This window comes from Acinetobacter sp. YH12226, from assembly GCF_013417805.1.
Classification (GTDB): Bacteria; Pseudomonadota; Gammaproteobacteria; order Pseudomonadales; family Moraxellaceae; genus Acinetobacter.
In genome coordinates this window covers 1-22,515 of the sequence record NZ_VPDG01000006.1, presented here as the reverse complement: position 1 = coordinate 22,515, position 22,515 = coordinate 1, and the positions used below count along the sequence as shown (strand labels likewise).

Genomic DNA, 22,515 nt, shown 5'->3' with positions numbered 1-22,515 from the left:
AGTTTTAAAAATAAAAAAGAGAGCCAAAGGCTCTCTTTTTTTTGTACTGAATAATCTAGAAGATTATTGAGCAGCAGCTTCAGAAGCAGCAGTAGCTTCAGCAGCAGCATCAGTAGCAACTGCAGCAGCAGCATCAGCTTCAGCAGCAGCGTCAACTTCAGTAGCAACTTCAGAAGAAGCTTCAACGTCAGTAGCTTCTACAGCAGCAGCGTCAGCAGCAGCTTCAGCTTCAGAAGCAGCTTCTACAGCTTCAGAAGCAGCTTGGTTAGCGTCAGCAGCAGCGTCGTCAGCTTTTTTAGCACAACCAACGAAAGCTAAAGTAGTAGCAACTGCAGCAGCAATAGCGATTTTTTTGAATAACATGGCATCACTCTCTAAAAATTGAGATTAAAAAAAACCAAAGTTAGTCTGTTAAGTGCTTTTATTGTTCCTAATTGTGTTAGGGACTAACAACGCAGGAGCAGTCTAACTGGTCTGCAAATATGCTATCACTGCGCATTTTTAATTGCTACTGGCAATGATCAAAAAAGTACGGAAAAACGATAAAAAATAAGAAGTTTTTAACAGAAAATAACAATGGAATGAAACATTTAGATTGGAGGAAGGCTTGTTAAACACTTAAAAGTTATACAATTTTTAATCTGAATATTTTATTAATCAAAAACTTAAAAATAAGTTTACATAAATCAGGCTTGATTGTTTCATTCTGTAATTTATGTCAACCTAAAAAAGGCCACCGCTTAGGTGACCTTTCATTTGAAATTTTAATTTGAAGCTTTGCGTTTCATCTGATCAAAGAAATCATCGTTGGTCTTGGTTTCTTTCATGCGATCCAGTAAGAATTCCATTGCCGCCAACTCATCTTGAGTATGCAACAGCTTGCGCAGAATCCAGACTTTACGCAGATTGTCTTCTGACATCAGGCGTTCTTCACGGCGAGTACCAGATTTCTTGATGTTCATCGCAGGGAATACGCGCTTTTCTGCAATGCGACGATCAAGGGTAATTTCCTGGTTACCTGTACCTTTGAATTCTTCGTAAATCACTTCATCCATTTTACTACCGGTTTCAATCAGGGCAGTAGAAATGATGGTCAGTGAACCGCCTTCTTCGATATTACGTGCAGCACCGAAGAAACGTTTAGGGCGTTCTAAGGCATGTGCATCCACACCACCAGTCAGTACTTTGCCTGATGAAGGAATCACAGTGTTATAAGCACGTGCCAGACGGGTAATCGAGTCAAGCAAAATCACCACATCTTTCTTGTGCTCAACCAGACGTTTTGCTTTTTCAATCACCATTTCAGCAACTTGAACGTGACGTGCAGGAGATTCATCAAAGGTAGAAGCCACGACTTCACCGCGAACCGTACGTTCCATCTCGGTCACTTCTTCTGGACGTTCATCAATCAGGAGAACGATCAGAATAACTTCAGGATTATTGCGAACGATGGACTGTGCAATGCTTTGCAGCAGCATGGTTTTACCCGCTTTCGGCGGAGCCACAATAATTGAACGCTGGCCTTTACCAATCGGGGCCACTAGGTCGATCACACGGGTGGTTAAATCTTCAGTGGTACCATTGCCTAACTCCATCACCAACTGTTCGGTCGGGAATAATGGGGTCAAGTTTTCAAACAGAATCTTGTTACGTGAATTTTCAGGTGTGTCGTAGTTAATCTGATTGACTTTAAGTAAAGCAAAATAACGTTCGCCTTCTTTCGGCGGGCGAATGGTGCCAGTAATGGTGTCGCCAGTACGGAGGTTAAAACGACGAATTTGAGAAGGGCTGACATAGATATCGTCAGGACCTGCTAAATAAGAACCTGCGGCTGAGCGTAAAAAGCCAAAACCATCTGACAAAATTTCTAGAACGCCATCACCAAAAATCTCTTCGCCATTCATTGCATGACGTTTTAAGATGGCAAAAATAATGTCTTGCTTACGGTTACGAGCCATACCTTCGAGGCCCATAAACTCGGCAATCTTGATGAGTTCGCCAATCGGTTTTTTCTTGAGTTCGGTTAAATTCATAGGTGGTCAGATAGAATCAAAGTTCTGAGGTACAGGTTAGAAAGGGAGTAACATTCGGCCGCATACCAGCATTCAAACGAAAGCAATTGAATTTGCAAAAGAACAATTCAGAGATCTGTTTGAGTGTTTCAAAGGAAAATGTGGAAAACAATTTCTATTGCCGAGCGGCATCTTATGTAATGTGTCTTGTAAGAAATTGACAGGATTTAGGATCCTTTATCTCTTGAGTAGCGAATATAAGAGAAAATGCTAGGTTTGTCAATTTATAGCCGAAAAAAATACGCGAGAATGAGTCGCGTATTTTTTACTAAAAATGCTGTGCTTAGATATTGTCATCAATAAATGCTGTCAGTTTAGATTTTGGTGCAGCACCGACTTGAGTCGCAACAACTTCACCATTTTTGAACATCAACAAAGCCGGGATGTTACGGATGTTGAAATTTACAGCAGTTTGTTCGCAAGAAGTTACGTCAACTTTCACGATTTTAACTTTACCTTGGTATTCATCAGCAAGCACTTCAAGCACGGGTGCAATTGCTTTACATGGTGCACACCAGCCTGCCCAAAAGTCCACCAGTACAGGAACGTCTGATTGAAGAACGTCTGCTTCGAAGTTTGCGTCAGTAGTGTTTATGATGTTGCCAGACATGGAATGTGCTCCAGATTAATATTTTAAAGATAACTAATTATTAGTATTACATAGCCATCTTTAACAATGTAGGGGAATCTGTAAATTTTCAATGCTTAATGTTATTTTGTCTAATGGATGATCACGATAGTGATGATCGTGTCTCACTATTATTCCCGATACAAAAAAGAATAAGGCATTAAATTGTCGCTACAAATGGCTTTTAAATTGCATGCATGTGAATTACTCTAAGCACAATTCGTTAAAGGTTTATTTCTGGAATGTCTGACTTTTTGATTGATGAAGAATTACTTGCCGCCATCGATATGGGATCAAACAGCTTTCATTTGGCCATCGCCCGTGTAGACCATGGCGAAGTGAAGAAAGTGGCATCAATGTCAGAAAAAGTTCAGCTTGCCGCAGGACTAGACGAAAATAAGAATTTAACCGAAGCCGCCCAGCAACGCGGTTTGGCCTGTCTGGCCCGTTTTGTCGGACGTTTAGGCGCAGTTCAGCCAAACCGCTTGCGGATCGTGGCGACAAATGCTTTGCGTCAAGCCAAAAACGGCCATGAATTTATCCAGAAAGCTGCAGAAATTTTACCGAAACCGATCGAAATTATCGCCGGTCGTGAAGAAGCCCGTCTGATTTATCTGGGTGTATCGCATACCATGGCCAACAGCGGTCGTCGTCTGGTAGTTGATATCGGTGGCGGTTCAACTGAGCTGATTATCGGTGAAGAATTCGAGCCGATTCATACCGAATCGGTACAAATGGGCTGTGTAGCGTTTACCAAGGCCTATTTTCAGGATGGCGAAATCAGTGCCAAAGCCTTTGATAAAGCAGTTACTGCGGCACGTAAAGAAATTTCGGGAATTGCCAATACTTATAAAGAAGCCGGTTGGGATGCTGTCGTTGGCTCGAGTGGCACCATTAAAGCCTGCCGCCAGATTTGCGTCAATATGGGCTGGAGCAATGATCGCGAACAGTTGACGCGTGAAGGCCTGGAAAAGCTCAAAGATAAACTGCTTAAATATAAATATGTCTCGGACATGGAGTTCGAAGGTCTGAAAGATGATCGTCGTGCCGTCTTACCTGCTGGTATTGCCATTCTCTATGCAGTCTTTGATGTACTGGGAATTGACCATTTGGTCTATTCCGATGGTGCACTACGTGAAGGCGTGATGTATGACTTGCTTGGCCGTTTCAAGCATGAAGATATCCGTGATCGTTCCGTCCATGCCTTGATTGGTCGATATAATGCCGATGCCAAGCAGGCAGAACGTGTGGTTCAGACCGCACAGAAATTGTTTAATGACGTGGCCAGTGAACTCGGGTTGAGTGTTGAAGATAGTGACCTGTTACGTCGTGCCGCCTATCTGCATGAGATTGGTTTGGCCATCAGTCACAGTGGCTATCATCGTCATGGCGCGTATTTATTACAACATTCGGATATTGCCGGTTTCTCGCAAGTTGATCAAAATCATTTGTCACATTTGGTCGCGCACCATCGGCGTAAATTGCGCGCTGATGCCAAGATTGATGTGATGAAAGTCGGTGGATCTAAACTTTTATGGTTATGTTTGCTGCTTCGTCTGTCGGTTTTGGTCAATCACAGTCGTAGCGATGAGATGCTTCCTGCCATTGAACTCAAGGTTGAAAATGCGCAACAATGGCAACTCAGCGTGTCTGGTGATGCCAAGCAATGGCCATTGCTGGTCGCTGAACTGCACGATGAACAGCAGCAATTTAAAAATTGGGAGATTGAACTCTCGATTCAATCCGAACAGTTTGTTAATTAATACCTTTATAGGGATGAAAACGGTTAACCTATGAAAAATAAAGCAACTCCATCAAAAGCATGGGCGACAGTGCAGATTGCACGTCATCCAGAACGTCCACAATTCCTGGACTATGTGGGTGAAATATTCACTGAATTTGATGCTTTACATGGTGACCGCCTATATGGTGATGATGGCGCGATGATCGGTGGTCTGGCTCGTTTCGATGGTCAACCGGTGATGATCGTTGGTCAGCATCGTGGTCGTAGCACCCGTGAAAAATTACAGCATAATTTTGGCATGAGTAACCCAGAAGGTTATCGTAAGGCACAGCGTCTGCTAGACATGGCAGAGCGTTTTAACCTGCCAGTCTTTACTTTTATTGATACTATGGGTGCTTATCCGGGTGTCGGTGCAGAAGAACGTGGTCAGGCTGAAGCGATTGCCACCAGTCTGGCTCAGCTTTCTAATTTGAAAGTACCTGTGATTGCAACTGTACTGGGTGAAGGCGGTTCAGGTGGTGCGCTGGGTATTGGGGTAGCAGATCGTGTGGTGATGCTCTCTCACAGTATTTATTCGGTGATTTCACCGGAAGGCTGTGCCTCAATTCTTTGGAAAACCGCTGAAAAAGCTGAACAGGCTAGTGAAGCCTTGGCTCTGACTGCAGAAAAATTGCAGAAAATGGGTATTGTAGAATATGTGGTGGATGAAGGTGAGGGTGCTCATTTAAATCCGGATCAGGTCATGAACAGCTTGAAAGCAGTGCTGAAAGAAGCTTTGAATGAACTGCAACCAATGGAAGCGCAAGCACGATGCGAAGCACGTTACCAACGTTTAATGAAGTTTGGCAGCGACAATTTAGGTCTGGTTTCTTAAAACAGCTGCAGGACTTTCCTGCAGAGACAAAATTTCTCATCGGATGCAGTGGCGGCGTAGATTCTATGCTGTTGCTGCATCTGATGTTTTTTTTATGCCCGGAAAAAGTCCGGGCGATTTATGTCGATCATCAGTTACAAGCACTCAGCGCAGATTGGGGTAAGTTCGTTGCACATCAATGTCAGCAATTGAATATTCCCTGCATCATTCAGCCAGTTCATGTCGCCAGTGGCAACCTGGAACAGCAAGCGCGCAATTCACGTTATCAGGCCTATCTGCAACATTTGCAAGCGGATGAAATGTTGGTGTTAGCGCATCATCAGCAGGATCAGGCGGAAACCCTGATGCTGCGTTTATTGTCTGGCGCCGGCGTTGACGGTTTGGCAGCCATGAAGCAGATCGATGGACGTGAAAATCTCACGATTTGGCGGCCATTGCTGGATATTTCCCGTGAGCAGATTTGCCAATGGGCATCAGACCTGAATATTGAGAATATTGAAGATCCGACCAATGCTGATACCCATTATGATCGGGCTTGGGCACGCCAGACGCTGTGGCCGATATTAAGCGAACGTTATCCTAAAATGCAGGCCGCCTTGGTGCGAACCAGTGAGTTAATGCAGGATGCTCAAGACATTTTACAAGAAGTGCTGCAACAGGATTTAGCGTCTTGTGGGACTGAAACGCAGCTCGATCTTGGTAAATTTCTACAGCTTTCAAAATCACGACAACGTCAATTACTCTCTGCCTGGATGAAAGGTAAACAACAGTATCGTCCATCCTTAGATATGGTGGAGCGTTTGCAACGCGAAGTGATTTATGCCAAACAAGATGCTCAGGCGGCATTGCATTGGCAAGGCTTTTACTATGTACGCTATCAGCAGCAATTATATCGTCTGACCGCAGAGACTTATTTAGCTGATCAGCAACAAGTTCAAACTAGCCCGAAAACTATAAAATTTGCTTTAAAAGACAGCGTACAGGTTTTGTCAGGGAAATTTATCATCGCGCCTGCACAGCTCGGTTTATCTCCTGCATTGTTGCAGCAAACTTTGCATTTGCAGCAGCGGCAGGGTGGCGAAAAAATTCATTTATATGGCCGTGTCGGTACCTGGCCACTGAAAAAAGCCATTCAGGAAGCGCAAATATTTCCCTGGGCTCGGCATACTATTCAAATATTAAGCACAGATAATGTTATGCTAGGCGTGTTTACCCCTAAAGGATTTTGGTTGGCCCAATCTGCATATTGTGAAGCAGGCGGATGGCTGCCGATTTCGGTTTTTTCAACTTTAGAACTCAACGATGAGCATTGAACATGAGTGCAGCTTTAAATTGTAATATCTGTTTTATTGGTGGCGGTAATATGGCCCAAGCCTTAATTGGCGGTCTGATTTCACGTGGTTTGCCAGCAACACGTATTACAGTTTCTGATCCGGTCGAAAAAGTCCGTGCTTTATTGGCGGAAAAAGAAATTAATGTGACCGGGGATAATAGTGCTGCAATTCAGGATGCAGATATCGTTGTATTGGCGGTAAAACCTCAGGTTTTGGCTCAAGTACTGCAACCTTTAAAAGGTCTGGTTAATAACAAACTGATTATTTCCATTGTTGCCGGTGCAGAAATTGCCACATTATCAGCATTGTTGGGGACAGAGCGTATTGTCCGGGTCATGCCGAATACACCTGCATTGGTACAGACCGGTGCACATGGTTTATATGCCAATGCATTTGTGGAAACCAGTGACCGTGAGCTGGCCAGTCAGGTTCTGGCGTCGACCGGGCTGACCATTTGGGTTGACTCAGAAGCACAAATTGATGCAGTCACTGCAGTCTCGGGTTCGGGTCCGGCTTACTTTTTCTATATGATGGAAAGTATGATTCGTGCGGGTAAAAATTTAGGTTTGGATGAAAAAGTTGCAACCGCACTGACTTTACAGACGGCTTTAGGGGCGGCGCAAATGGCGATTACCAGCTCGAATACGCCGGCTGAGTTACGTAAAAATGTGACTTCTCCAAATGGGACTACACAGGCGGCACTTGAAGTCTTTGATCGCGCCCAGATTTCTCAAAATATTCAGGCGGCACTTGCCGCTGCACAAAAACGCAGTCAAGAACTGGCACAAGAGCTCAGTGAAAGCAGCAAATCTTCAGTTTAATTTTTAGGAACGTTCAAGTATGGGTGCAAATTCTGCGCTAATTTTTGGCATTATCATTAACGTCGCGATTTTGCTCGTATTCTTCCGATTTTTAATGCAACTGGCAGCGGTCAGTCCTTACAATCCTGTGGTTCTTTCTACCGTGAAAGCCACTAAAATTGTAGATGTATTTGGTCGAATTTTCCCAACCTTGGCCAAAGGCCGAGTCAGTACTGCTGCTTTGGCATTATTGGTCGTGCTTTATCTGCTTAAAATTTTTGGCATGATGTATCTGTCAGGGGGGATGCCGAATGGGCCTGTCCATCTGATTATTTTGACTTTTGTCACCATGATGCAGGATTTGATCCGTTTCTGTCGTTATTTGATTTTCGCTACCATTATTTTAAGCTGGGTGGTGATGTTTACCCAGTCTCGTTCGCCTTATATTGAAGTCGTGCAAGAGCTGGCTGAGCCTTTACTGGCACCTTTCCGCCGGATTATGCCAAATATGGGCATGATTGACCTTTCTCCAATCTTCGCCATTTTGACTTTAATTATTATCGAAATGATTATGAACCAGGTGGCGATTGTACTGCTTACTGGTCTTTAATTGGATCCAAATAAAAAGGACGCTGAGGCGTCCTTTTTATTTGCTCCTCCCTTTAGAAAAGGGAAGTTGGGAGGGATTTGTTAAACTTCCCAAACCGTGAACAAGTTTTAATCGAAGTACAAGAAGAAGATGGGATATTAACCTCTCCCTAACCCTCTCCTGGAAGGAGAAGGAACTTGGATACTCTGAACCAGTAATGCTGCTGATTTCCTAAAAATAGAAAAATATGCGTTCGAAACTTGATAGCAGAAAAGATTTTAATATCGCTGCCTGTAGATGAGGATTATAAATTAAAATCCCCTCCATCCCCTTGCGGAATATATTCCTCACCTCCTATAAGGAAGATGGGGTTAAAGGCGCATTAATGCGCTTCATCCCAGTTTTTGCCTTTACCCACTTCTACCACCAATGGTACAGAAATCTGCAATACCGATTGCATCACTTCAGCCAGTTTAGGTGCCAGTTCATCGGCAATGTCTTCATCGACTTCAAACACCAGTTCATCGTGAACTTGCAGCAGCATTTTGGCCTGATCTTTCGGCAACATCTTGTCGACTTCAATCATTGCCATTTTAATAATGTCTGCGGCCGAACCTTGTAGCGGGGCATTAATCGCAGCACGTTCTGCCGCTTTACGCACCATCATATTACGGGCATCGATATCTGGGGTATATAAACGGCGTCCGAGCAGGGTTTCAACAAAACCCTGTTCTAATGCGACCTGACGGGTACGTTGCATATAGTCATAAATGCCCGGATAACGGTGGAAATACTGCTTGATATAATCCTGTGATTCCTGACGGGTAAAACCTAACTGTCGGATCAGACCAAACTCGGACATACCGTAAAGTAGGCCGAAGTTGACGGCCTTGGCCTGGCGGCGCTGGTCATTGGTGACATCTTCCAAGGCAATGCCCAAAACTTCCGCAGCCGTACGGCAGTGTACATCCTGACCGTGAATAAAGGCATCTAGCAAGGCTTCATCCTGAGATAAATGAGCCATGAGACGCAATTCAATTTGTGAGTAATCGGCTGCCAGCAAAACACGACCTTCCGGTGCCACAAACGCCTTGCGGATTTGACGGCCAATTTCGGCACGAATCGGAATGTTCTGCAGGTTTGGATCAGTCGATGATAAACGGCCAGTTGCAGTCAATGCCTGATGATAACTGGTATGCACACGGTGGGTATCAGGATTGGCCTGTTTGCATAAGCCATCGGTATAGGTACTTTTCAGCTTGGACAAGCCACGATATTCTAGAATCAGCTGGGCAATCGGATGTTCAATTTTTTCCAGTACACTTTCACTGGTACTGTATTGTCCGGTGGTGGTTTTTTTACCGCCTTTTAGACCCAGCTTTTCAAATAACACTTCACCGACTTGTTTAGGTGAGCTGACATTAAAGCTTTCCCCTGCAATTTCCATAATCTGGTTTTCCAGATTTTGCATGGTGTTGGAGAATTCGCCCCCAAGCTGATCCAGAAAAGCCAGATCCAGTTCGATGCCGTTTTCTTCCATTTGTGTCAGTACACGTGCGACCGGAACTTCAATATTATGCAGAATATTCACCAGTTCAGGGTGTGCCTGCAATTTGCTGCTCAAGACTTCATAAAGGCGATAGGTGACATGTGCATCTTCTGCGGCATAATGTGCTGCAGTTTCAAGTGGAATCTGGTTGAAGGTCTTTTGTTTAGCACCTTTACCGGCCACTTGTTCATAAGTCGTGGTCAGATGACTCAAATACAGACGGGCCACATCATCCATGCCATGACGGGTCGCGACAGAATTCAGGACATAGGAAGCCAGCATGGTATCGAAATACCAGCCTGCCAGATGAATGCCATGATTTTCCAGTACATGTGCATCATATTTTAGATGATGACCAATTTTCTTTACAGACTCATCTTCCAGAATTGGTTTGATCTGCGCCAGAATTACTTCACGATTCAGCTGCTCCGGTGCGCCTTCATAATCATGTGCCAAGGGAACATAATAAGCATCCTGCGCATCGAAGGCGACCGAGAAACCGACAATCTGTGCAATACGATAATCCAAACTGGTGGTTTCGGTATCAAAGGCAAAACGTTTTTCGGTACTTAGGCGCTCAAACAGTATGTCCCAGTCCTGCTGGCTTAATACTGTGTGGTAGGTCGCTTGACCTAGCTGGTCATCACTGCTGGTTACAGACGCATGGTCTTCCAGAGGTTCTGGTGCTGTAACCGCTTTGGCGTTAATAGATTTTGCCGCCTGCTGGTAATTTGAATTATTCGGGTTGTTCGGGTGATCTAAGGACTGCAGCTGGTTACGGAATTCCAGCTCGGTGTACAAATGACGTAAGGTCTCGACATTCGGCTCACCCAGTTTTAAATCGTCATAACCAAAGTTAAGATCCAGATCGATGACAATACTGGCCAGTTGATGGTCCAGTGCAATGCCATCGACATGTTCTTTAATATTTTGACCGACTTTGCCTTTGATCTTGTCGACATTTTCTAAAATGCCGCCAATCGAGCCATATTCAGTGAGCAGTTTTGCTGCAGTTTTGGCACCTACACCTGGCACGCCCATGATGCCATCTGATGCATCGCCCATCAGGGTCAGATAGTCAATAATCTGATTCGGCCAGACGCCAAACTTTTCAAACACGCCGTCGACATCCAGCGGTTTTTCTTTAAAGCTGTCTTCCAGGGTAACTTTTTCGGTCACCAGTTGTGCCATATCTTTATCGCCCGTAGAGATCAGTACCTGATGTCCCATCGCCTCGGCACGTTTGGCCAGTGTTCCGATAATGTCATCGGCTTCGGCACCCGGTAAGGTATGTAGGGGAATGCCCAAAGCGCGGATCAAGGCATGCAGATAAGGAATCTGTTCGGATAATTCCGTTGGCATGCTGGGACGATCACCTTTATAAATCGGTGACAGCTCATGCCGGAAGGTCGGTTCTGGGGTATCAAAAATTACCGCCATATGGGTCGGTTGGGTCCGGCGCATCAGTTTTTGAATAGCAGAAATCGCACCACGAATTGCATTGGTATGTAAACCGGTTGACGTGGTTAATGGTGGCAGTGCGTGAAAGGCACGAAATAAAAAGTAAGAGCCATCGACCAAGACAAATGGTGGCATGTAATCAATTCCTTATTCAAAATACAGCGCTATTGTACGTGATTTTTACCGCGCTCGCTGAGGCGAGTCTGAGTTTACAGCTTAGCGAATATCGGCTGAAGATGAAATAAGCAGCACAAGCTGTTGTATGATGGAAGGATTCAGGAAAGAGAAATATAAGAATGGCTGTAGGACGGAATGAGTTGCGCATGATCTGGCTGATTACCCTGCTGATAGCCGGGATCAGCGCCTGGTATCTGGGTTATCAGATTGTAACTTATCTGTGTGGTTTGGGGTTTATCTTTAGCGTGATGCAATATGTCACTGCGGTAGAAGCACCGATGAATCAATTGGCCGGACAGCAGCAGATGTCCTTGGAGCGCAATTCTAAAGTTCCTTTATATATCTCATCAATTACTGCCATTGTCGGCGGGTTGGCTGAACTGGACTGGTTGATGGGAATCGGGATTACGGCCTGGGTATTCTTTTTGCTCAGGTGGCTGCAACGTCTGGAAGGACGTTTGATACAGTTGCAATCACAATCTCATTCTGCCGATCCCTTACAGCGATCACCAGATCGATCCGATTCTGTTCCATTCGTGAAAACTGAGTCTGCCCAAGAGGTAAACGACACTCCTCATCTGGTAGATCAACTGCAGCGCTGGCTTTTCCAGGGGAATCCAGTCTTAAAAGTCGCGATTAGTATTTTGGTGATTGGGATTATTTTACTGCTGCGTTTTGCCACTGAGCACTGGCAACTCAGTCTGGCTGCAAAATTGGGCCTAGTTGCACTGGCAAGTGGGTGTATAGCAGGTCTGGGTTATCGCCTGGTGCAGAAAAATCGGAGTTTTGCTCTGGCACTGGAAGGACTGGGTTTAGGGAGTCTGTTCCTGACCTTATTTTTTGCCTATTACAATCTGGTGATTCCCACGTTACCGTTGGCAACATTGCTATTTCTCATTATTCTGGCCATCACTCTATATTTAAGCCTGAAACAGGAAAGCATCGAACTGGCTTTGATGGCTTTGCTGATTGCTTATCTGGCGCCGTTTACCTTACCGACCCGCGATGCTTCTGCCGTTGAGCTGATTAGCTATTATTTGCTGATCAATATCGGGGTGGCAGTGCTGAGCAGTTTCCGGCCATGGAAGATTCTCAATCAAATTGCCTTTTTAGTGACTGCGGTCGTTGGCGGGATATATAGCCTGATTCATGGTTATACATATGAGCGTTATGCCATGACTGCGTTGATTCTGGCACATAGTGCGCTGTTTATCTGGCTAGGTTTCCGCTTTAGCCAGTTGCTGGTACGACAGGATCTCTTACGTTTTCAGTTAAAACCGGTATTGGACTTAGCGCTGATTTTTGCTGCACCGATCACGGCATATATTTTTCTGTATCTGATTCATTTTAATCAGCCCAATCAAAAACTCTGGCAAGCTGGATTAAGCCTGTTCTTTGCACTGGTCTTTGCCGCTTGCTGGACACTGCTGCGCCGTAAACAAACTATCCTGCTCATTTCGCAGAGCTATCTGAGCCTGATGCTGATTTTTCTCGCCTTGGTGCCCCCGATCTTATTGACAGAACAATGGAGTGTGATTGGCTGGGCAGTTGAAGGTGTGCTGATTTATTTATGGGCCTTGGAAAAAAATGTCCGGGTAGCACACTATCTGAGCATGGGCTTATTGCTGATGGCCGGATTCAGCAGCCTGTATTATCTGGTCGAGATTAATCCAACACCGCGAATAATTTTCTGGATTTTGAGTCTGTGCTATGTGGCAGTCGTGGTCATCAGTCAGCTTAAAAAGCAGTACCAGCAGCAGATGGATAGTCTGAGTATCAGTTTTTTAAGCAGCGTGAGTGTCGCGGCCAGTCTGATGCTATTTGCCTTGCTGGAAGATGAATTTCCGAGTCAGCATACCTATGTACTGAGTTTATTTATCATCACACTGGGTTATATGCTGTTGAATGAAATGATCCTGCGCAAAAATCAGGAATGGTCTTGGTTACTGCCGAAGTGGAGTGGCATCTCGCCCTTGCTGGTCATTGCGGTGATTCTGACTCTGGATCGCAGTCAAAATGCGGTGATTGTCTGGAATAGTGCTCTGGAAAGGGGAGTTTTTGCCCTTTCAGCGATATTGTTGGCCATTCTGTGGCTTAGACCGCTGGCTGGCTTGCAGCTCTCCAAGGAATGGGTGAGTTTTGGTGTTTTTAGCAGTCTGGCTTTGGCAAGTGTGTGCCTGATCTCAAATATGCCCTATCTGAGCATGGTGATTTTGCCTTTATTCTTCTGCCTGTGGTGCTATCGGCAGGATCCGCAGTCAGACTGGCAGCAGCTTTGGCAAACCAAGAGCTGTTTATTGCTGATGGGAAGCTGGCTGGTTTGTTCACAGTTATTTAGTCAGCAAGCCTTTCAGTATTACTGGCTGCCAATTCTGAATCCTTTTGACCTGATCAGTATCGCCATGTTTGCCAGTTTTATCTGGATGCTGTTACAGCAAATTAAGGTGGGACGTGATAAAGGCATGATGGCGGTTTTAATGGTACTAAGCCTGTTATGGCTATCCAGTTATATTATTTTAAGAGCTTTACATGTGTACCTGCAGACACCGTTTAATGAGCTGGCATTATGGAACAATGCAACAGTTCAGCTCAGTCTGACCATACTTTGGGTATTGCTGGCCTGGATTACCATGTGGACAGCAACGCTCAAAAAACTGAAACCGATGTGGATTTTAGGCGGCAGTATTCTGGTGATTGTGACCTTGAAGCTCGTACTATTTGACCTGTCACATATTGGCACCCTGACCCGGGTGATTTCATTCCTGCTGGCGGGCGGGGTGATGCTGCTGATTGCTTATATTGCACCGATGCCGGAGAAGGAGCATTGAATCCTTTCCCTAATCCTCTCCTTTAAAAGGAGAAGGAATCTAAGGGTTATTTCAGATCAGGCTCTCTTTTGAGGGCCTTTTCATTGGCATATTGATCGATTTCTTCATTTTCTACAGGACGGTAAAGTGGATGATCGACAAAGCCTATTTTTGGCACCGGAATTTCAATCTGGTTATCGACAAAGCCGTTGCGAATTCGTTCCTGCATTTCATCACGTACTTTCAGGTAGTTTTCCTGTTGGCACCACACTGCAAACAGCAGTTCAATCGAAGATTCACGGAAAGCAGTAACGGTGACTGCCGGTTTCGGGTCGGCCAGAACCAGTGGATACTTGTTAGCAACATCCAGCAGAACTTCGCGCACCTTGATAATATCTTCATGGAAATTGATCGCCAACGTAATCGGAATCCGCCGTATCGGAAATTTTGACAGGTTCTGCACTGGCGCCCGAATCAGCTGTTCATTTGGCAACCGTACATAAATATTATCTTGGGTCAAAAGTTTAACCGAGAGCAGGTCAATCGAAATCACTTCACCTTCAATGGTATGCCCACGAATCAAGGTAATCTGGATGGTATCACCGACTTCAAAAGAACCTTCACCAATCAGGAACAGACCACTGATCAGGTTGGATGCTGAGGTTTGCGAAGCAAAACCCAGTGCGACCGTTAAAATCCCTGCAGCGCCAAGGAAGACACTGAGTTTAAAACCGGCTTCTTTCAGGCTGGCCATCACAAACAGCAGGAAGATAAAATAGAAAATCCCACGGCGCCAGACCAGTTTTTGATGGGCATTAAAACGGACACCAATGGTGCGAATAAAGGTATTGGAAATAAAGCGCGCAATTAGGAAACCAATAAAGCACAACACCACCGCCACCAGAACTTCGGTCAAACGGTCGGTATTGATATTGGTAAATACTCCCTTCAGGCTGTTGGTGACTTCGGTCGGAATATTTGAACTTGGCATCAGACGCCCTTAGAAAAATGAATCAAACATATTAAATAACGCACCTGCCGGATCACGCGGTGGATGCAGATAGGCGACTTCACCAGCATTTGGTGGCGTGCGGTTTTCCACCCGGATCCGCGGCGGACGATCCGAACTTTCATGCAAAACGCGGATTTGTGAGGTCCATAAGCGGCCGGTACTTTCACTGTAAAAAAGCGGCAGGGCAGGCACTGGCACATTCATTCGGTCAAAGCGCAATTGCTGGTTGCTGGTATTGTGAAATTCAATTGGTGTGACTGCACGAAAGGCTCGCGGATGTAACTGTTTCAGTTCGGTTCTGCCATCGACTGCGGTGGCATAACAGATTTCCCCCGAACGGTGATTGGGTCCAAACCAGGTGTCTTTTGGCAAGATTACCGGCAAATCGAAAATCGGTTCGCGCTGCCCCTCGACAAAACCGGCAATCCATAAGGGCGTGCTGATATAAAGCGTACCGCGCTGTCCGGCAGGAATATAAATCGGATCGACTGGTTTAATCACCACAGAACGGTCTGCAAGGCGTGGCATCAGTTGCAATTTGTTTTGCGTGGATTTGAACATATAGCGTTCAATTTTCACAGGTGGGGGAAAGGCAAAATTCGGATCATCAATCTGATGCCATTGCTGTTCATAATCGTATTGCACAGAAGGGCGGAAATATTCCAGTCGCCATTCCTGAATCCCTCGGGTCAGCCGAAACAGCAAGGAGCCAAACTGCCAGGCTTTAGACTGATTTATTTCAAAATTCTGTTCTCCCCACCAGCGCATTTTTGCTGTATTCGGGATTAATTCATCTTTATCTTGCGGCAATCTTGGCACCCTTTCTTGCTAAATCTTTGAAAACATACTTCACGCTGTCATATGCTTAGAGTACACTCAATTTAAATTTTTTCATCATTATTATAATCCGCGATGCAAGTACTTAAACAATTACAAATCCCATATAGCTTCGCCAAGCGCCATGGTGTGCTGTTGCGTTATGAGGGAGATCAGGCCTTTATTCTGCGTCGTGACAATACCTCAATGCTTGCATTGCAGGAAGCCCGCCGTCTGCTCGGCTATCCGGCTCATTTTCAACTCTGTAGCGAACAGGAATTTAATCAGTTACTCAGTTCCAGTTTTGCCGGAGATAGCGGCGAGTCACAACAGGTGGCTGCCGGTCTGGAAGATCATCCGGATTTACTCAGCCTGGCCGATTCCGTACCTGAAGCTGAAGACCTGATGGATCAGGAAGATGATGCGCCGATTGTGCGGCTGATCAATGCATTGCTCTCAGAGGCGATTCGTGTCGGGGCTTCCGATATTCATATTGAATCTTTTGAGAAAAAACTGTCGGTGCGTTTACGGGTCGATGGCCAGTTACGCGAAATTGTACAGCCACGCCGTGAACTGGCACCGCTTCTGGTTTCACGGATTAAAGTCATGGCCAAACTGGATATTGCCGAAAAGCGTATTCCTCAAGATGGCCGTATTTCTTTGCGTCTGGCTGGTCGTGAAGTCGATGTCCGTGTATCCACCTTGCCATCTTCTTATGGGGAGCGGGTGGTGATGCGTTTGCTGGACAAGCAGGCCGGTCGTTTGAACATGACCCATTTGGGCTTAATGAATAATGACTATGATCGACTCAAGACCTTAGTACATCGCCCGCACGGGATTATTCTGGTAACCGGCCCGACCGGTTCGGGTAAAACCACCACTTTATATGCGGCACTTTCTGATCTGAATGATGGTTCCAAAAATATCCTCACGGCTGAAGATCCGATTGAATATCAGCTGGAAGGCATTGGACAAACGCAGGTCAATACCAAAGTGGATATGACTTTTGCCCGTGCGTTAAAAGCCATGTTGCGTCAGGACCCGGATGTGGTCATGGTTGGTGAGATTCGTGATCTGGAAACCGCAGAAATTGCGGTGCAGGCATCCCTGACAGGACATCTGGTGTTATCCACCTTACACACCAATACCGCGATTGGTGCGGTTACGCGCCTGAAAGATATGGGAATTGAACCATTTCTGCTGTCCAGTTCTTTAATCGGGGTAATTGCCCAACGTCTGGTGCGTACCTTGTGTCCACATTGCGCGACTTGGCATGAAGCAGATGCTTTCGAGAAGAATCTATTTGGCAATATTGAGCATCCCCAAGATTTAAAATTACCGCAACCTCAAGGCTGTGAACGTTGTGGCAATACTGGCTTTAGTGGCCGTACTGCAATTTATGAAATTGTCCCAGTCGATGATCATATGCGCCGTTTGATTCATGGCAATACGGCTGAATATGAAATCGAAAGCTATGTACGTCAGCAGTCAGGTTCCATTCGTGATGATGGTCTGCGTAAAGTATTGGCCGGAAAAACCACGATTGAAGAAGTATTGCGAGTAACCAACGAAGCGACAGAATAATCTTTTAATCTATTACTTTCATTATAAGGATCATTAGGACTTTTGAATATTTACCAGAGACTGACGATTTTTTTCATGAGTTGTGCACGAAAAGGTGCAGTCGGATTGCCCGGATTGCGCAAAGTTTCATTTTCATAAAATGTCTGCCAGGCTTTTGCCATCGCTAAACTCAGTCCTGCCTGTTTCATTGTTTTAACATCTGCTCGATTGATATTAAGAAAACGAGCTTCGGCATCTTTGGGGCCAGCTCCCCAACCAATAATCCCTTTACCAAATTCAGGCAGAATCATATTGTTGGGTGTTGCAGGAATGGGCAGGCGTTCAATTTCAGTATTGAGCAGAGATTTTATTTTCGGACGGATTTTTTCTGAGAGATAAAGATCTGCAAAAGAGGTTGTAGCAGTGAGGAGCAGGAGAGAATTCAGAAGAACTAGTTTTAACATCAATATAAATCGAATAAATGTAAATAAGAATCATTATATATAATTTCTTAAGTTTTTGCTGTTGTTTTCAATTGGGGGAAAGAAAAGTAGCTTTTGAGGAAAGATGAAGCGGGTAAATTTTGAAATTTATAATTGAAGTCTAGCTATCCAAATTTATAATTGAAGTCTAGCTATCCTGAAGCTATTTTTTCAGGATAGCAGGTAAATCAAAATCTTAAGTAATCACATTTAAGTTCACATCAATATTATTGCGGGTCGCATTCGAGTAGGGGCAGACGATATGCGCAGCATCGACCAGTTTTTGTGCTTCTTCCTGATCCATGCCTTCAAGATGGATATTTAAGGTCACTTCGATTCCAAACCCGGTAGGAATCGGACCAATCCCAACATCACCTTCAATATAGGCATCTTTGCTGATATTGAGCTTGTCGCGATTGGCGACAAATTTCATTGCACCCAAGAAACAGGCGGAATAACCTGCGGCAAAGAGCTGTTCAGGATTGGTTCCACCGCCTGGTCCCCCCATTTCTTTGGGTACGGCCAATTGAACGTCCAGAATCTGATCGTCAGAAATGGCGCGGCCATCACGGCCCCCTGTGGCTTTGGCATGTGCGGTGTAGACGGCTTTTTCTAATGACATGAGTTGAATCCCTGTTTATTTTTCATGAAGCTTCTATGCTCAGTGATTTCACTTGAAGAATAAGCAGGGATTTTGTTATTTTATGCAAGCAAATGACACGATTTAGGAAAGTTGCAGAAGTCTACGGTGTTGCATTAAAGGCATGGATTCACGCACTTTTTGCTGTTCATTTAAATCAAAGTCGACGGAAATGAGTTGAGCACCCTCTGCATGGATCATATTAAGAAGTTGTCCACGACTATTGGTCACGGCTGCATGTCCCCAAGTCTGGCGTTTTTCTCCATGCCAGCCTTGTTGAGCTGCACCAAGCACCGAGCATTGGCTATCTAGAGCACGTGTTTGTAGAAGAAGCTGCCAGTGCATTTCACCTGTGGTATAGGTAAAAGCAGAAGGTGCGGTCAAGAGGTTTGCACCTTTGGCTCGTAAATTTAATGCCAGTTCCGGAAAGCGCAGGTCATAACAGACCATTAAACCAATATTGCCAAAAGGGGTTTTAGCTACGACAACATCTGTGCCGGGTTCAAAGAACTTGGATTCCTGATAGCCGCCTACAGCATCGCCAACTTGCACATCAAACAGGTGAATTTTGTCATAACGCGCTTCGGTTCGTTCCGGACTGATACACAGGCTAACGGTACGCACGCGGCCATCTTCAATGATCGAACCATCCGGACGATAAGGGCAGGGTAATGTACCGGCAACGATCCAGGTGTCATATTCATGGGCAAGTTGTTCTAGACGTTGCTGAATCACTTCAAATTGTGCAGCAGTTTCACGCTGTTTACCTGCTGCAAAACAGACAAAGTTTTCCGGGAAAACAATCAGTTCAGCACCATTGGCCTTACTTTGTTGAATTAAAGATTCAATCTCCACGAAATTGGCATCAATTTCATTTTGAGAATTCATTTGTACAACAGAAAGTAAAGTCATAGGGTCCTCTTATAAGATGGTTATACCTTTTGCTCGGAAATTTTATCTAAATTGTCTTGCTCTTTCTGTAGCTGTTTGACTAAAGGTTCAAACATGTTCTGATTGCTTTGATTCAGCTTCATCAAGGTTTTATGTGCATCTAGAACCGTATTTAGCATATTTTGATGCGTGACATGTTCTTCCATCAGCGCACGTGTGCAGACATTTGGATCACCACAATAATTCAGAATCACAAACACCTGGCTCAGTCCCATACTGTTGGCCAAAGTGGTAATGTCAGAATTGGTAGAAAGCATGACAGCCTGGATATTATGTACTTGCTTGAGTTTCAGTCCTAGTTTCGCTAGAACACCGAGTACGGTGCTGTCAATGAAATTGGTTTCGGTGAGATCAACGATAGCGCCAACTACGTTGTCTTGCTGTTCAATTTTGTTCAGTAATTTGTCTAGACTAATACAAGATTGGGCACGCACTTCGCCGATAAGCTTAAAAATATGCGTTCCGTTCAGACTTGCATATTCAACATGACCTGTTGACATATAAATGCCATTTGCAGAGAAGGATATTAAATTATCCCATAGGGTGTATTGATACTCAAGTGGCTGAAAGTAGTAATCAAATTAAGTGCTTATAAAGTCTGTAAATATACTGCTAATTTACGCGGATAAAGCTTAAAAAGGCGATATCGTCAGCCACATGTTCCGGAGCCTGAAAAGATTGGTTCTGCAAATGGTGTAATAATTGCGAGAATTGTTCATTTAAACCACCATCAAAGGGTTCTAATGCCCCATCCGAACAGATAATAAAGCGCGCATTGCGACTTAATACCCATTCATTTTCCTCAACTTCAAGATCTTCGGTTAAGCCCAAAGGGAAACTGCTGGAAGAGAGGATTTTAGGTTCTTGATTGGGTTCAAATATAATCGGTGGAGGATAATGTCCAGCGCTGGACCATTTTAATACATGGGTTTCCAGATTAAGAATCCCGGCAATCATGGTGATGTGCTTTTCAATATTTTCCTGCATCAGCATACCGTTCAGCTTCTTGATCAGCTCGCGCGGCGTCTTGGAGCGACCATGGAAAGCTGCCATCCAGGACGTGAGCAAACTACTGGTAACGCCATGTCCGGATACATCGGCCAAATAGAAAATCACTTCTTTGTCGCTGATTTTCCAATAATCATACCAATCCCCTGAAAGATAGGCTGAAGGCTGAAAATAGGTTTCGACCTCGTAATTGGTCAGTTCAATCGGATTCGGTAACAATTTTTTTTGTAGTTCTGCAGCAGAAGGCAGGTCACGGCTATCCTGGTTACGCTTATATTGTGCATCAATTTTTTGTAATGCCAGATCTGGATTCTCGGGAAGCTTGTTCCAGATCCAGCCGGCTAAAGCACCTTGTTCCCAGGCCTGAGCCAAAGCAGTACCTTCATTTTCTAAGGCCAGTACAATCGTAGGCAGATTCCACTTATATTTCAGATAATCATGTACATCTGCAATCGCAATAATCGTAGAGTCATACAGTTCATGATCATCCAGATAGATCATCTGAACATGAGGAAGCGTATCAAGTACTTGATCTAAGTAAGGAATATCACGAGTCGGTTGAATGAAATACATAAAAAAGTGATTCAATCCCAGGATTGGCTATAAGATGTACTATAACAAGCAAAGTATTGCTAGCGAACAGATTTTCACTAGCAATCATACATGAAGCTTAAACTTAAAGATCTTCGTTTGAAGATTCAATGTTGCTATCACTAGAAGGTGCATCATCAGAATTGTCATCTTCAAAATCATCTTCTAGGAACAGTGTATCTTGTTCTGTGCCTTTCTTTTCTGCAATTGCATAATTGGTACGTTGTAAATAAATATCGCGAATCTGCGCATAGCGATCGCCAGTCAGCACTCCTTCAACGTCCAGTATTTCTGAACGGGTATCGATGGCACGCCAAAACTGATCAGTCCAGTAAAGTCCATCTTCATCTTCGAGAATGTATTTTTGTGGACGAGCTTGACTATCTACAGCAGTACCGATTACGCCACGGACAGAACTTGGACCTAAAAATGGCAACATGATATAAGGGCCAGAAGGCACGCCATAATACCCTAAAGTAATTCCAAATTTTTCCTCTTCATGGCTCAAGCCAAGGCGACGCGCTGGATCAGCCAGTCCTAAAGTTGTTAAGGTGTTAATGGTAAAACGACCTAGGGATTTAGCAGCGCGGGCAGGACGACCTTGAATCAGCTGATTCACCACATTCCAAGGTTCACCTAGGTTACTGCGGAACTGGGTATAGCTGCCACGAACATCTTGAGGAACTTTTTCCACATATTGTACGGCTATGGGACGTACCACGGTGCGGTCAATCGCATCATTAAACTGATAGATCTTTCTATTTAACGGCTGAAAAGGATCTTTAACTTCCTCAGCCTGTGCTGCACTGGCATCAACTTTCAGTTGCGTTTGTAATTGTTGCGCTTTGGTTGATATCTTTGTTCTAAGCGGCGTTTTTGCAGGCTCGTTTTCCAGATTTTCCACACCGGTGGCCACCTCAGCGAAAACATGTGCGCTTGAAGCTAAAGAAATTAAGCATATAGATAAGTAAATAGAACGATGCATAAGGTAACCTGAGGCCTTTTCTGTGTAAGTAGCACTACTTATTAGTATGAAAATAATAAACGTTATATTCACGAATAGACATCATTTAAGCAAATTTGTATAAAAAATGAATGAAAACACACGAAAAGCTTAAAAAATATACATACAAAATGATTTTCTTGAAAAAGGTGTTGCAAGCCTTCTGAAATACTGTAGAATGCACATCCATCGGCGGTGATGAAGATTAAAACTTCTGATAAAACAGTAACTTAGTTAAGTTTGATTGAGTTGGGTTTTAGAAAGAAATTTTAAAAATAATGTTCATGACTGGTTGACTTTCTAGAGATAGAGAGTAATATAGCCGACCTAGCTTGCTGGTGACGAATTAGCAAGAAGATCATTAAGAGATTATGAAGAACAACTTGTGTGGATTTTTACTGGTTGATTGATCGA

At 44.4% G+C, this 22,515-nt stretch carries 19 protein-coding genes; 7 read left to right on the top strand and 12 right to left on the bottom strand.

Features of this window, described 5'->3' with window-relative positions:
* Positions 1–63: 63 nt before the first annotated feature.
* From FTV08_RS08080 to trxA, 3 genes are all read right to left on the bottom strand, one after another.
* The gene (locus FTV08_RS08080) at positions 64–363 is read right to left on the bottom strand and encodes a hypothetical protein (RefSeq protein ID WP_005250791.1); all 300 of its coding nucleotides are present in this window, start codon (positions 361–363) and stop codon (positions 64–66) included.
* Positions 364–764: 401 nt separating this feature from the next.
* Positions 765–2,033: a transcription termination factor Rho gene (gene rho / locus FTV08_RS08075; RefSeq protein ID WP_004278267.1), complete on the bottom strand. Its 1,269-nt coding sequence runs from the start codon at positions 2,031–2,033 to the stop codon at positions 765–767.
* A 322-nt stretch (positions 2,034–2,355) separates the two neighbouring features.
* Positions 2,356–2,682 carry a thioredoxin gene (gene trxA / locus FTV08_RS08070; RefSeq protein WP_005250793.1) on the bottom strand — a complete coding sequence of 109 codons (327 nt, stop codon included), beginning with the start codon at positions 2,680–2,682 and terminating at the stop codon, positions 2,356–2,358.
* 260 nt (positions 2,683–2,942) lie between these two features.
* Between trxA and ppx the strand changes: the two genes are divergently transcribed.
* The 5 genes from ppx to FTV08_RS08045 are packed head-to-tail and all read left to right on the top strand — an operon-like array spanning position 2,943 to position 8,062.
* The gene (gene ppx, locus FTV08_RS08065; protein ID WP_004278264.1) at positions 2,943–4,463 is read left to right on the top strand and encodes an exopolyphosphatase; all 1,521 of its coding nucleotides are present in this window, start codon (positions 2,943–2,945) and stop codon (positions 4,461–4,463) included.
* Between the two features lie 30 nt (positions 4,464–4,493).
* Positions 4,494–5,318, top strand: coding sequence for an acetyl-CoA carboxylase carboxyltransferase subunit alpha (locus FTV08_RS08060; RefSeq protein WP_004278263.1), 825 nt, complete (start codon positions 4,494–4,496; stop codon positions 5,316–5,318).
* The gene (gene tilS, locus FTV08_RS08055) at positions 5,255–6,631 is read left to right on the top strand and encodes a tRNA lysidine(34) synthetase TilS (RefSeq protein ID WP_180087062.1); all 1,377 of its coding nucleotides are present in this window, start codon (positions 5,255–5,257) and stop codon (positions 6,629–6,631) included. The genes FTV08_RS08060 and tilS overlap by 64 nt, the downstream gene beginning before the upstream one ends.
* 2 nt (positions 6,632–6,633) lie before the next feature.
* Positions 6,634–7,473, top strand: coding sequence for a pyrroline-5-carboxylate reductase (gene proC / locus FTV08_RS08050; RefSeq protein WP_004647533.1), 840 nt, complete (start codon positions 6,634–6,636; stop codon positions 7,471–7,473).
* A 19-nt stretch (positions 7,474–7,492) separates the two neighbouring features.
* Complete coding sequence (locus FTV08_RS08045; RefSeq protein ID WP_004278259.1) at positions 7,493–8,062, top strand: YggT family protein; 570 nt, start codon at positions 7,493–7,495, stop codon at positions 8,060–8,062.
* A gap of 361 nt (positions 8,063–8,423) precedes the next feature.
* Here the strand turns inward: FTV08_RS08045 and polA are convergent, their stop codons facing one another.
* Positions 8,424–11,186, bottom strand: a complete 2,763-nt coding sequence (gene polA / locus FTV08_RS08040; RefSeq protein WP_180087061.1) for a DNA polymerase I — start codon at positions 11,184–11,186, stop codon at positions 8,424–8,426.
* Positions 11,187–11,347: 161 nt separating this feature from the next.
* On the opposite strand from polA, the gene FTV08_RS08035 reads away from it, so the two are divergent.
* Positions 11,348–14,056, top strand: a complete 2,709-nt coding sequence (locus tag FTV08_RS08035; protein ID WP_180087060.1) for a DUF2339 domain-containing protein — start codon at positions 11,348–11,350, stop codon at positions 14,054–14,056.
* A 46-nt stretch (positions 14,057–14,102) separates the two neighbouring features.
* Here FTV08_RS08035 and FTV08_RS08030 read toward each other — a convergent pair whose 3' ends face one another.
* Entirely contained in the window at positions 14,103–15,026 is a 924-nt protein-coding gene (locus FTV08_RS08030; protein ID WP_180087059.1) for a mechanosensitive ion channel family protein, read from the bottom strand.
* A 9-nt stretch (positions 15,027–15,035) separates the two neighbouring features.
* Complete coding sequence (locus FTV08_RS08025; RefSeq protein ID WP_086044916.1) at positions 15,036–15,815, bottom strand: hypothetical protein; 780 nt, start codon at positions 15,813–15,815, stop codon at positions 15,036–15,038.
* A gap of 144 nt (positions 15,816–15,959) precedes the next feature.
* On the opposite strand from FTV08_RS08025, the gene gspE reads away from it, so the two are divergent.
* Positions 15,960–17,447: a type II secretion system ATPase GspE gene (gene gspE / locus FTV08_RS08020; protein WP_180087058.1), complete on the top strand. Its 1,488-nt coding sequence runs from the start codon at positions 15,960–15,962 to the stop codon at positions 17,445–17,447.
* A 50-nt stretch (positions 17,448–17,497) separates the two neighbouring features.
* On the opposite strand, the gene FTV08_RS08015 is transcribed toward gspE, so the two are convergent.
* From FTV08_RS08015 to FTV08_RS07990, 6 genes are all read right to left on the bottom strand, one after another.
* Positions 17,498–17,890, bottom strand: a complete 393-nt coding sequence (locus tag FTV08_RS08015; RefSeq protein ID WP_180087057.1) for a DUF4951 domain-containing protein — start codon at positions 17,888–17,890, stop codon at positions 17,498–17,500.
* Between the two features lie 214 nt (positions 17,891–18,104).
* Positions 18,105–18,530 (bottom strand): organic hydroperoxide resistance protein, encoded by a 426-nt coding sequence (locus FTV08_RS08010; RefSeq protein WP_005246047.1) that lies wholly within the window; start codon positions 18,528–18,530, stop codon positions 18,105–18,107.
* A 102-nt stretch (positions 18,531–18,632) separates the two neighbouring features.
* Positions 18,633–19,460, bottom strand: a complete 828-nt coding sequence (locus FTV08_RS08005; RefSeq protein WP_180087056.1) for a carbon-nitrogen hydrolase family protein — start codon at positions 19,458–19,460, stop codon at positions 18,633–18,635.
* A 20-nt stretch (positions 19,461–19,480) separates the two neighbouring features.
* Complete coding sequence (gigB, locus tag FTV08_RS08000; protein WP_180087055.1) at positions 19,481–19,999, bottom strand: anti-anti-sigma factor GigB; 519 nt, start codon at positions 19,997–19,999, stop codon at positions 19,481–19,483.
* Positions 20,000–20,111: 112 nt separating this feature from the next.
* Positions 20,112–21,080 carry an RsbU family protein phosphatase GigA gene (gene gigA, locus FTV08_RS07995; RefSeq protein WP_004732911.1) on the bottom strand — a complete coding sequence of 323 codons (969 nt, stop codon included), beginning with the start codon at positions 21,078–21,080 and terminating at the stop codon, positions 20,112–20,114.
* Positions 21,081–21,183: 103 nt separating this feature from the next.
* The gene (locus tag FTV08_RS07990) at positions 21,184–22,083 is read right to left on the bottom strand and encodes a VacJ family lipoprotein (protein ID WP_005250813.1); all 900 of its coding nucleotides are present in this window, start codon (positions 22,081–22,083) and stop codon (positions 21,184–21,186) included.
* Positions 22,084–22,515: the final 432 nt, after the last annotated feature.

What these genes read in the sequence shown, in the direction of transcription:
- FTV08_RS08080 (WP_005250791.1), bottom strand. Translation starts at nt 363, where the DNA reads ATGTTATTCAAAAAAATCGCTATTGCTGCTGCAGTTGCTACTACTTTA.
- rho (WP_004278267.1), bottom strand. Translation starts at nt 2,033, where the DNA reads ATGAATTTAACCGAACTCAAGAAAAAACCGATTGGCGAACTCATCAAG.
- trxA (WP_005250793.1), bottom strand. Translation starts at nt 2,682, where the DNA reads ATGTCTGGCAACATCATAAACACTACTGACGCAAACTTCGAAGCAGAC.
- ppx (WP_004278264.1), top strand. Translation starts at nt 2,943, where the DNA reads ATGTCTGACTTTTTGATTGATGAAGAATTACTTGCCGCCATCGATATG.
- FTV08_RS08060 (WP_004278263.1), top strand. Translation starts at nt 4,494, where the DNA reads ATGAAAAATAAAGCAACTCCATCAAAAGCATGGGCGACAGTGCAGATT.
- tilS (WP_180087062.1), top strand. Translation starts at nt 5,255, where the DNA reads ATGCGAAGCACGTTACCAACGTTTAATGAAGTTTGGCAGCGACAATTT.
- proC (WP_004647533.1), top strand. Translation starts at nt 6,634, where the DNA reads ATGAGTGCAGCTTTAAATTGTAATATCTGTTTTATTGGTGGCGGTAAT.
- FTV08_RS08045 (WP_004278259.1), top strand. Translation starts at nt 7,493, where the DNA reads ATGGGTGCAAATTCTGCGCTAATTTTTGGCATTATCATTAACGTCGCG.
- polA (WP_180087061.1), bottom strand. Translation starts at nt 11,186, where the DNA reads ATGCCACCATTTGTCTTGGTCGATGGCTCTTACTTTTTATTTCGTGCC.
- FTV08_RS08035 (WP_180087060.1), top strand. Translation starts at nt 11,348, where the DNA reads ATGGCTGTAGGACGGAATGAGTTGCGCATGATCTGGCTGATTACCCTG.
- FTV08_RS08030 (WP_180087059.1), bottom strand. Translation starts at nt 15,026, where the DNA reads ATGCCAAGTTCAAATATTCCGACCGAAGTCACCAACAGCCTGAAGGGA.
- FTV08_RS08025 (WP_086044916.1), bottom strand. Translation starts at nt 15,815, where the DNA reads ATGCGCTGGTGGGGAGAACAGAATTTTGAAATAAATCAGTCTAAAGCC.
- gspE (WP_180087058.1), top strand. Translation starts at nt 15,960, where the DNA reads ATGCAAGTACTTAAACAATTACAAATCCCATATAGCTTCGCCAAGCGC.
- FTV08_RS08015 (WP_180087057.1), bottom strand. Translation starts at nt 17,890, where the DNA reads ATGTTAAAACTAGTTCTTCTGAATTCTCTCCTGCTCCTCACTGCTACA.
- FTV08_RS08010 (WP_005246047.1), bottom strand. Translation starts at nt 18,530, where the DNA reads ATGTCATTAGAAAAAGCCGTCTACACCGCACATGCCAAAGCCACAGGG.
- FTV08_RS08005 (WP_180087056.1), bottom strand. Translation starts at nt 19,460, where the DNA reads ATGACTTTACTTTCTGTTGTACAAATGAATTCTCAAAATGAAATTGAT.
- gigB (WP_180087055.1), bottom strand. Translation starts at nt 19,999, where the DNA reads ATGTCAACAGGTCATGTTGAATATGCAAGTCTGAACGGAACGCATATT.
- gigA (WP_004732911.1), bottom strand. Translation starts at nt 21,080, where the DNA reads ATGTATTTCATTCAACCGACTCGTGATATTCCTTACTTAGATCAAGTA.
- FTV08_RS07990 (WP_005250813.1), bottom strand. Translation starts at nt 22,083, where the DNA reads ATGCATCGTTCTATTTACTTATCTATATGCTTAATTTCTTTAGCTTCA.